This window comes from Synergistaceae bacterium (assembly GCA_017444345.1).
Classification (GTDB): domain Bacteria; phylum Synergistota; class Synergistia; order Synergistales; family Aminobacteriaceae; genus JAFUXM01.
In genome coordinates, this window is sequence record JAFSWW010000001.1 from 1 (window position 1) to 8,957 (window position 8,957).

The 8,957-nt window shown below is 40.1% G+C and carries 5 protein-coding genes and 1 tRNA gene; 4 read left to right on the forward strand and 2 right to left on the reverse strand.

The annotated features are described in order from the left end of the window. The 3 genes from IJS99_00005 to carB all read left to right on the forward strand — a co-directional run. Positions 1-430, forward strand: a 430-nt coding sequence (locus IJS99_00005; GenBank protein MBQ7560202.1) for a DNA polymerase I, incomplete at its 5' end; no start/stop codon positions are given. 89 nt (positions 431-519) lie between these two features. After that, a complete protein-coding gene (locus IJS99_00010) occupies positions 520-2,259 on the forward strand; it encodes a SurA N-terminal domain-containing protein (protein ID MBQ7560203.1) in 1,740 nt (579 codons plus the stop codon). A gap of 30 nt (positions 2,260-2,289) precedes the next feature. Next, positions 2,290-5,499, forward strand: coding sequence for a carbamoyl-phosphate synthase large subunit (gene carB / locus IJS99_00015; protein ID MBQ7560204.1), 3,210 nt, complete (start codon positions 2,290-2,292; stop codon positions 5,497-5,499). Positions 5,500-5,573: 74 nt separating this feature from the next. On the opposite strand, the gene IJS99_00020 is transcribed toward carB, so the two are convergent. Next, the gene (locus tag IJS99_00020) at positions 5,574-7,325 is read right to left on the reverse strand and encodes a carboxylesterase family protein (protein ID MBQ7560205.1); all 1,752 of its coding nucleotides are present in this window, start codon (positions 7,323-7,325) and stop codon (positions 5,574-5,576) included. 194 nt (positions 7,326-7,519) lie between these two features. After that, positions 7,520-7,604, reverse strand: a tRNA-Ser gene (locus IJS99_00025). A gap of 212 nt (positions 7,605-7,816) precedes the next feature. On the opposite strand from IJS99_00025, the gene citC reads away from it, so the two are divergent. Beyond that, positions 7,817-8,857, forward strand: a complete 1,041-nt coding sequence (gene citC, locus IJS99_00030) for a [citrate (pro-3S)-lyase] ligase (protein MBQ7560206.1) — start codon at positions 7,817-7,819, stop codon at positions 8,855-8,857. Positions 8,858-8,957 lie beyond the last annotated feature (100 nt).

The window sequence follows — 8,957 nt, forward strand, 5'->3', positions numbered from 1 at the left end:
GCTGGCTGAAAGATTAAATATTTCTAAACAGGAAGCAAAAGACATAATGACTCGTTACTTTGATGCAGTGCCGAGCGTTAAAAATTTTATCGATAATATAATCTCTCAAGCAAAATCACGGGGTTATACTCAGACTCTATCAGGCCGAATCAGACCAGTTAACGAGATCCCCGCGAAAAAATCAGCACTTGACCGCGCTATAATTAACTCACCTATACAAGGAACAGCGGCAGACATTGCAAGAATGGCCATGATAAATTGGGAAGGAGATTTATTTTTGCAGGTTCATGACTCTCTAGTGTGTGAGTGCAAAGAGTCAGAAGCTCAAGAAATTGCGCAAATGTTACGTGAAATTATGAAGTCATCAGGGGGCGAAATAAATAATCTTGAAGTCGAGACTAAATCAGGGAAGACTCTAGCAAGTGTGTAAAAATTACGCCTATATGCTAAAATTTAAGCTCGTAGAAATACGTAATTATAATTATGATAATAAAATTTTGAGAGAGGGTTTTATCTATTATGAATTTCCTGCGTAAACAAATGAAATGGGTCATGGCTATAATCGTAATAGCTTTCTTGTTGTCTACATTCTTAATGTATGAAGGCAGAAGTACAAGACGTTCACCGAGCAGAAATCCCGACGGCACTATGTCAGACTATGAAGTCGCACAAATTAACGGGCGTTCTTTAATGCGCTCTGAACTTGAGCAGAGAGTCAGAAATTACCTGCAAAATAATTATAACTCAAGAAATTTAGCATCTCTTGACATGCCAGCGATTTATAATAATGTCCTGAATCAAGCGATTTTAGACTCGCAATTACTCAAAGAAGTTCAGGAGAAAGGCATAACTGTAACAGACGCAGAGGCCGAGCAAGTAATGAAAAATTACGCTGATACTTACTTCCCGACAAGAGAGGCATTTTATCAGGTCTTAGCACAGAACGGAATCAAAATTGAAGACTATAAACAAAATTTAGCGCGTCAAATCGCAACAGAGAGACTCGTACGTCAAGCAGTAGGAGAAATCATAATCAGTGAAGATCAGGCGGCGGAATTCTATGACTCAATGAAGAGTTTAATTTATACTCAGCCTGAAGGATTCATGATTCAAGCCGCGCAGTTTAACACGAGTTCAGACGCAGAAAATTTCAGGTCAAGACTCATTAAAGGCGATTCATGGCTTGCAATTCTATCAGATGACAAATTTGACTCTAAGGACGTAATAAATATCACTAAAGATCCCATTTTTATGCCGTCAACAGCTTTCAGAACGGGAACTTTTACCGTGCTCGCTTCACTTGATATTAATCAGCCCAGCCCGGTTTTTTCCGTGTCGAGCTATGATTTTGCGGTCGCTCTAAAAACTGAACATGTTGACTCAAGCGTAAGGCCTTATAACGAGGTCAGCGGGGATATTAAAGCACTCTTAACTCAACAGGAAGAGAGAAAGAGACTCACGGATTACGAGACGGAATTACGCAATAAAGCACAAGTTGTAATTAATGACGAGTCATTATTTGCCCGCCCTGTAGTCTCTGAAGATGAGCCGCCTAAATTCGATTATGATATAAGCGTTCAGGAAGTCAGCGGGGACTCAACGCCCGAATCAAGTGAGCCAGAATCAAAGCCAGTAGAGACTCAGACTCCCGCAATTAATGAGTCAAAATCTGAAGATAAGCCCGCAATTTCTGAACCTGAAATAAAATCAGAAGACTCAAAACCTGTAGAGACTCCCGCACCCGTTGAAATTAAATCTGAAAACGTGAAAGAGACTCCGGAAATTAACGAGCCTGAAGCAAAACCTGTAGAGACTCCAGCAAAGACTCCGGAAATCAGCGAGTCAAAACCTGAAGATAAGCCTGCAATTTCTGAACCTGAGTCAAAACCTGAAGACTCAAAACCTGTAGAGACTCCAGCAGTTAACGAGCCTGAAGCAAAATTAACAGAGTCTCAAGCAATTAACGAGTCAAAATCAGACGACGCAAAACCGGCTGTAACTCTCGAATTAGAACAGGAATCGCCCGCACCTGACTCAAAACCTGTAGAGACTCCCGCAAAAAATGAGCCTGCAACGGAAATTTTACCCGCTGAAATTAAATCAGAGTCTCAAGACAACGCGCTCGAAAACGGCGAAAATAAACCTATTGATGCCCCTGTTCAAGTTACTGAGACAGTAATAACGGACATTAAGGCCGACGAGAAAATTTTAGAAAGCGTAAATACAGCAGCAAATGAAATAATTTCGTCTGATAAATAATAAGTAACACAGGAAGTGAAATTTTTATATATGGCAGCACGGAAAAAAGTTTTAATTATAGGGTCAGGCCCTATTGTTATCGGTCAGGCTTGTGAGTTCGATTATTCGGGCACACAGGCCTGCAAAGCCCTTAGAAGTCTAGGCTATGAAATTGTCTTAGTGAACTCCAACCCCGCAACTATCATGACAGATCCCGAAATGGCAGATATTACTTATATAGAGCCGCTTAATCTTGAAAGATTAGAGTCAATTATTGCGCGTGAAAGACCTGATTATTTGTTGCCGAATCTTGGCGGGCAGTCAGGTTTGAATTTATGCGCGGAATTAAACAAGGCCGGAATTTTAGCAAAATATAATGTCGAAGTAATAGGAGTTCAGGCAGATGCAATCGAACGCGGAGAAGATCGGGTCGAATTCAAGAAAACAATGCAGAAACTTGGAATCGATATGGCTCGTTCTGAAGTTGCGTACTCTGTTGATGAGGCTTTGAATATCGCTGAAAAATTAAATTATCCCGTTGTCTTGCGTCCTGCTTATACTATGGGAGGTGCAGGCGGGGGACTCGTTTATAATCGCGATGAGTTAAAGACAGTCTGTGAAAGAGGTCTACAGGCCAGTATTGTTCATCAAGTATTAGTTGAGGAGTCTGTGCTCGGCTGGGAAGAGTTAGAGCTTGAAGTCGTCCGCGATAAAGATAATAACATGATAACTGTATGTTTTATTGAAAACGTTGACCCTATGGGAGTTCACACGGGAGATTCTTTCTGCGTCGCGCCCATGTTGACAATTTCGAGCGAACTTCAGGAAAAATTACAGGCTCAAGCATATAAAATTGTCGAACATATAGGAGTAATCGGCGGAACTAATGTACAATTTGCCCATGATCCTAAGACCGGGCGCGTAATAGTAATTGAAATCAACCCGCGTACTTCCCGTTCGTCTGCTTTAGCGTCAAAGGCTACAGGATTCCCCATTGCTTTAATATCTGCAAAATTAGCGGCTGGGCTTTCTTTGAGTGATATTCACTGCGGCAAATTCGGAACTCTTGATAAATATAAACCGGGCGGCGATTATGTAGTTGTGAAATTTGCGCGCTGGGCATTCGAGAAATTCAAAGGTGTACAGGACAAACTCGGAACTCAAATGCGGGCAGTCGGTGAAGTCATGAGCATAGGCCGAAATTTTAAGGAAGCATTACAGAAAGCAATTAGATCACTTGAGAAAGATAGATACGGGCTCGGATTCGCTAAAAATTTTCATGAACTCTCAAAAAATGAATTACTCTCAATGTTAGAATATCCGACGAGTGAGAGATATTTTATTATTTATGAGGCATTGAGGAAGGGCGCAACGGTTGAAGAGATTCATAATTTGACTCATGTAAAGAAATATTTTCTTGAGCAGATTCAGGAATTAGTCATTGAAGAAGAAAAAATTTTAGCTGATAAAAATATTTCGGATAATGCACTAATTCAGGCCAAGCGGGACGGATTCTCTGATAAATATTTAGCGAAATTATTAGACATTCCCGAAAAAGAAATCAGGGATCGCCGCGAAAAATTGAATATCTCTCAAACATGGGAATCTATTCATGTGAGCGGAACTCAAGACGGAGCTTATTATTACTCAACTTATAATAATTCTGACTCATCGTCAAATCAGCAAAATAAAATCTCGCAGTCACGTAAAATTATGATACTCGGAGGCGGCCCTAATCGAATCGGTCAGGGAATTGAATTCGATTACTGCTGTGTTCATGCTGCCCAGAGTCTAAAGCGTCTAGGTTTTGAGACAATTATAGTAAATTGCAACCCTGAAACGGTCTCGACTGATTATGACACTTCAGACAAATTATATTTTGAGCCTCTCACACTTGAGGACGTATTAAGCATATATAAATCTGAACAGCCCGCCGGAGTTATTGCGCAATTCGGTGGTCAAACGCCTTTAAATCTTGCGAGCGAACTGGAGAAAAACGGCGTAAAAATTTTAGGCACTTCACCGGAAATTATTGACTTGGCCGAAGACAGAGGCAGATTTAAATCAGTAATGGACTCGCTTAACATTCCCATGCCGGAGTCAGGAATGGCAGCAGATTTAAATCAAGCTCAGGAAATCGCAAATAAAATCGGTTATCCCGTAATGGTGAGGCCTTCTTATGTGCTGGGCGGCCGGGGAATGGAAATTGTTTACGACTCAGCGAGCTTAAATAATTACGTCAATGCAGCAGTCGGAGTTACTCCGGATCGGCCGATCTTGATAGATAGATTCTTGAATCACGCGCTAGAATGTGAAGCCGACGCTATTTGTGACGGGGTTCATGCTTATGTCCCGGCAGTAATGGAACATATAGAACTCGCGGGGATTCATTCGGGGGACTCGGCCTGCATAATTCCGTCAAGACATATAACGCCCGACTCTCTTGCTGCGATTAAAGAATATACGCGGAAAATTGCCGAAGCTATGCACGTTGTAGGACTCATGAATATTCAGTACGCTATAGAGAATGACAAAGTTTTTGTCTTAGAAGCGAATCCGAGAGCCTCCCGGACTGTTCCATTAGTGTCAAAAGTTTGCGGGATTCAAATGGTGCCTTTAGCAGTTGAAGCAATGACCCGCGATTTAACAGGACTTGACTCGCCGCTTGAAAATTTGCCCGAACGCGTTATACCATACTGGGGAGTTAAAGAGTCAGTATTTCCGTTTAACATGTTTCAGGAAGTAGATCCGGTTTTAGGGCCTGAAATGCGTTCAACCGGTGAAGTATTAGGAATTGCGAAAGAGGCCGGAGAAGCGTTTTACAAGGCAGAAGAGGCAGCAAATTCTAAGCTCCCATTAACTGGGAATGTATTAATTGCAGTGAGTGACTCGGACAAGAAAAATATTTCTGACATTGCAAGAAAATATATTAACGCTGGATTCAAGATTTTTGCGACTGAAGGAACTTGCGAGACTCTAAGAAATTCCGGAATTACTTGCGAAAAAATTTCAGGCCGGCCCGATGCTGTTGACTATGTTATAAACGGTAAAATAAATCTCGTGATAAATACTCCTAGGGAGAAGGCACTAACTCACACGGGGAGCGCATTACGACGCAGCGCAATTAAAGCAAGAGTCCCATATATAACAACTTTAGCAGGAGCAGATGCAGCTATTGAAGGAATTATCACGGTTAAATCGCAAAATAATAATTCTGACTCGTTGCTGTCAATTAAAGAATGGCACAATATGATTAAATAAAAAATTTACAGGTCCCGCGCTTTATAGTGTGAGACCTGTTTTCTTGTTTCTTGATATAAGAAAAATTTTATTGATTAGAGTCTTCCAATAATTATTATAGGCATTATCAGCACTAAGAATATTAACGAGAATATCCCCGCATTACAGCCTGACCCCGAATTTCTGATTCCAGTTGGTATATCTGTATCAGTGTCAGTGTCATCGTCGTCTGTATTAGTATCTTCACCGCCTGCACTTATAGGATTTATAATATCACGTCCTGAAAAATTTAATGCGAGTAAGGGCGTTATTAATTGTCTCTGTTCACTCAACGGATCATTAACTGCGCTTATAGGCACTGCATCAGGACTAATTACTATTGTAGTACGGTCGGACGATGTATATTCAACAGCTCCATTTATGACTCCGTCTTCAGCGAAATCAACCCAAATATTTTGAGCAAGACTGCGCACTGCCTGCCCCTGTGTACTGTTCAGGAAATCGGCCGGAATTAATACGCTGGGAAGATCAAAAATAAATGGCAGCTCGACTTCATGACACGCTAAATATGGGTCAGCTGTAGGAATATTCCAGTAATACATGTATGTTTTGCCTGTTCTGGCAGGTGATGAAGCCATTTGTATAGCCGGGACTCTGAAAAGTAATTCATTCAGAAATTCAGTATATGCCCATACTGATTCAATATCTCCCTGAAGAGTGATAAAATTTTCTGCATTATTAGCCATTGCTTCTCCGTAGTCAGGTATTTGTTTCATTGCATCAGTGAGCTGATTATAAGTCAAACTTAAATAATTAGCAAATACATCAAGACTGCCTATAGCTCCCAAGAAATAACGTACTTCATCAGCATTAGAGCCGATAAGAATATCATAATTACCTGCGTTTTCTGCAAAAGCTGTGTAAACATCTTCAGATAAAATTATGCCGTCACGTTCAGGAAAATTCAATGCGCCGTCAAGTTTTGCTGCTGCGTTTTGTAGATCTTGTGAAGTAAGAGCCATTAAGCCCGTCATGTCTGTTTTTCCGGTGATTTCGAGAAGTTTTTTTGCAAGTTGAGTCGCGTCCTCTGCTGAATTCTTTCTAGCCATTGACATTGCAACCGAACCGCTTTGAATTATAGCCCTCTTGAAGAGTCCCTGTGCTTCCGGCATTGTCATTAATAATGAAACTAGAGCCGCACCTGATGAATGCCCGAACACTGTTATATTATCAGGATCTCCGCCAAATGCAGCTATATTAGCTTTCAACCATTTAAGACTCTGTAAAATGTCAAGTATTCCTAAATTCCCGCTCTCTATAAAATTTTCGCCGCCGCTTACTTCGGAAAAATCAATAAATCCCATAATTCCCAGTCTATAGCCGACAGATACGACCATAATATTAGGATTATCAGCTGCTAATTTATGCCCGCTCCATTCGGGTCTAGCATTCCCGTTATATCTGAATGAACCTCCGTGAACCCATACCATAACAGGACGAGAAGCAGCACTATTATCATCGCTCGCTTTCCAAATATTAAGTGATAAACAGTCTTCACCTTGAGTCATGAGCGAAACAGGATTAGTATCAGACACTTTTTGTATAGGCACTGCTGAAAATTTATCAGCTTCGAATGTATTTGTGCTTGATTCGGGTGCTTGAGGTGCTTTCCATCTAAGAGAGCCTACAGGAGGTTTTGCATAGGGAACGCCAAGCCACGTAATTACATTATCAGAAGATAATACCCCGTTAAATGTTCCGTTATAACAGACTGCAGGAACTTTATCGGCAGCACTACACGAACCGCACATAATTAACAACATAATAAATACAAGAAATTTTTTCATATAAAAGTTTTCCTTTCTTTAACATAATTCACAAAGAGTCTTCCAGTATTATAGTGAAAGATAAATTGCAATTTATATTAATATTTCTAAGTAAAGAATTGTAACACAAAGGGGAGTATTCAAGAAATGCTATTATTTAACTTTATCACAATAACACAAAAGCCCGCTCATTTAAGCAGGCTCCATATTTTTAGCGGAGAATGGAGGATTCGAACCCCCGGAGGCTTGCACCTCAATTGATTTCAAGTCAACCGCCATCGACCGCTCGGCCAATTCTCCTTAAGACTTGCAGAATTATATCACAATGACTAAAATTTTTACAAGCAATTATAATTTATACGTGAATATTATGGGCTGGATTATATATAAATAAATCGTGAAGGAAGTATCACAACGCTAAAAATTTTCACAAGCAATTTACACGGGCGGGAATTATATAATTTGTCCAGCATATAAAATTTTATATATAATCGTGAAAGGAGTATCGCAAAATGTCAGTCTCTAAAATCTACAAATCCGACAAGAAAGCAAATTCTGCCATTGATAAATTATTACAATCTGAAGGAATCAGACGCGATAAAAATTTAGATTACACCTGCGCAATTTATGACGACGATTATAATATTATTGCGACTGGGAGCTGTTTCGGGAACACTTTGCGCTGTATGGCCGTTAGTCATGAACATCAAGGCGAGGGCTTAATGAATGAAATAGTATCGCACTTAATTCAATATGAATTTGAACACAAAATCTATAATTTATTCTTGTATACTAAATGCAATTCAGCAAAATTTTTCGGTGACCTAGGCTTTTACGAGATAGCCCGAATCGATAATCAAATTGTTTTCATGGAAAATCGGCGCAATGGATTTTACGATTACTTGACGGAACTGGCAAAAACTAAACAGGACGGGGCAAATATCGCGGCTCTTGTCTTGAATGCAAACCCCTTCACGCTAGGACATCAATATTTAGTAGAGAGAGCTTCACGAGAAAATGATATTTTGCATTTATTTATTGTTAGTGAAGATGCCTCACTTGTCCCGTTTGATGTCAGGAAAAAATTAGTCATTGAAGGCACGGCGCATTTACACAATATAATTTATCACGACACAGGGCCCTATATAATCAGCAGTGCAACTTTTCCGAGCTACTTTCAGAAGGACGATAGCGCAGTAATAGAGAGTCACGCAAATTTAGATTTGAGCATATTTATACGAATAGCAAAATCACTCGGTATTAATTCGCGTTATGTAGGTGAAGAGCCTAAAAGTTTAGTAACAGGCATATATAATCGCATAATGTCCGAGAAATTGCCCGAACATGGTATTAAATGCGTCATAATCCCCCGTAAAACTGAACAGGACGGCCAAGTCATAAGCGCGTCAAATGTCAGGCAGGCAATCAAAGAGGGCGATTTTGAACGAATTCGGGGACTCGTTCCTGAAAGCACGTATAAATTTTTTACCAGTCCTGAAGCCGAGAAAATTATAAATCGAATCAGAGAGTCTGATAATGTGATTCACTATTAGATATAGCAAAATAAAATTTGTGATATAATGCAGTCATGAATACGCAAAAATCACTTGACAAATTAAATCTTGGCCGCATAATGGTATCAGGTATCAGGTA

Bases quoted from the DNA above. Each gene is read 5' to 3' on its own strand.
- carB (MBQ7560204.1), top strand. From the start codon at position 2,290: ATGGCAGCACGGAAAAAAGTTTTAATTATAGGGTCAGGCCCTATTGTT.
- citC (MBQ7560206.1), top strand. From the start codon at position 7,817: ATGTCAGTCTCTAAAATCTACAAATCCGACAAGAAAGCAAATTCTGCC.
- IJS99_00020 (MBQ7560205.1), bottom strand. From the start codon at position 7,325: ATGAAAAAATTTCTTGTATTTATTATGTTGTTAATTATGTGCGGTTCG.
- IJS99_00010 (MBQ7560203.1), top strand. From the start codon at position 520: ATGAATTTCCTGCGTAAACAAATGAAATGGGTCATGGCTATAATCGTA.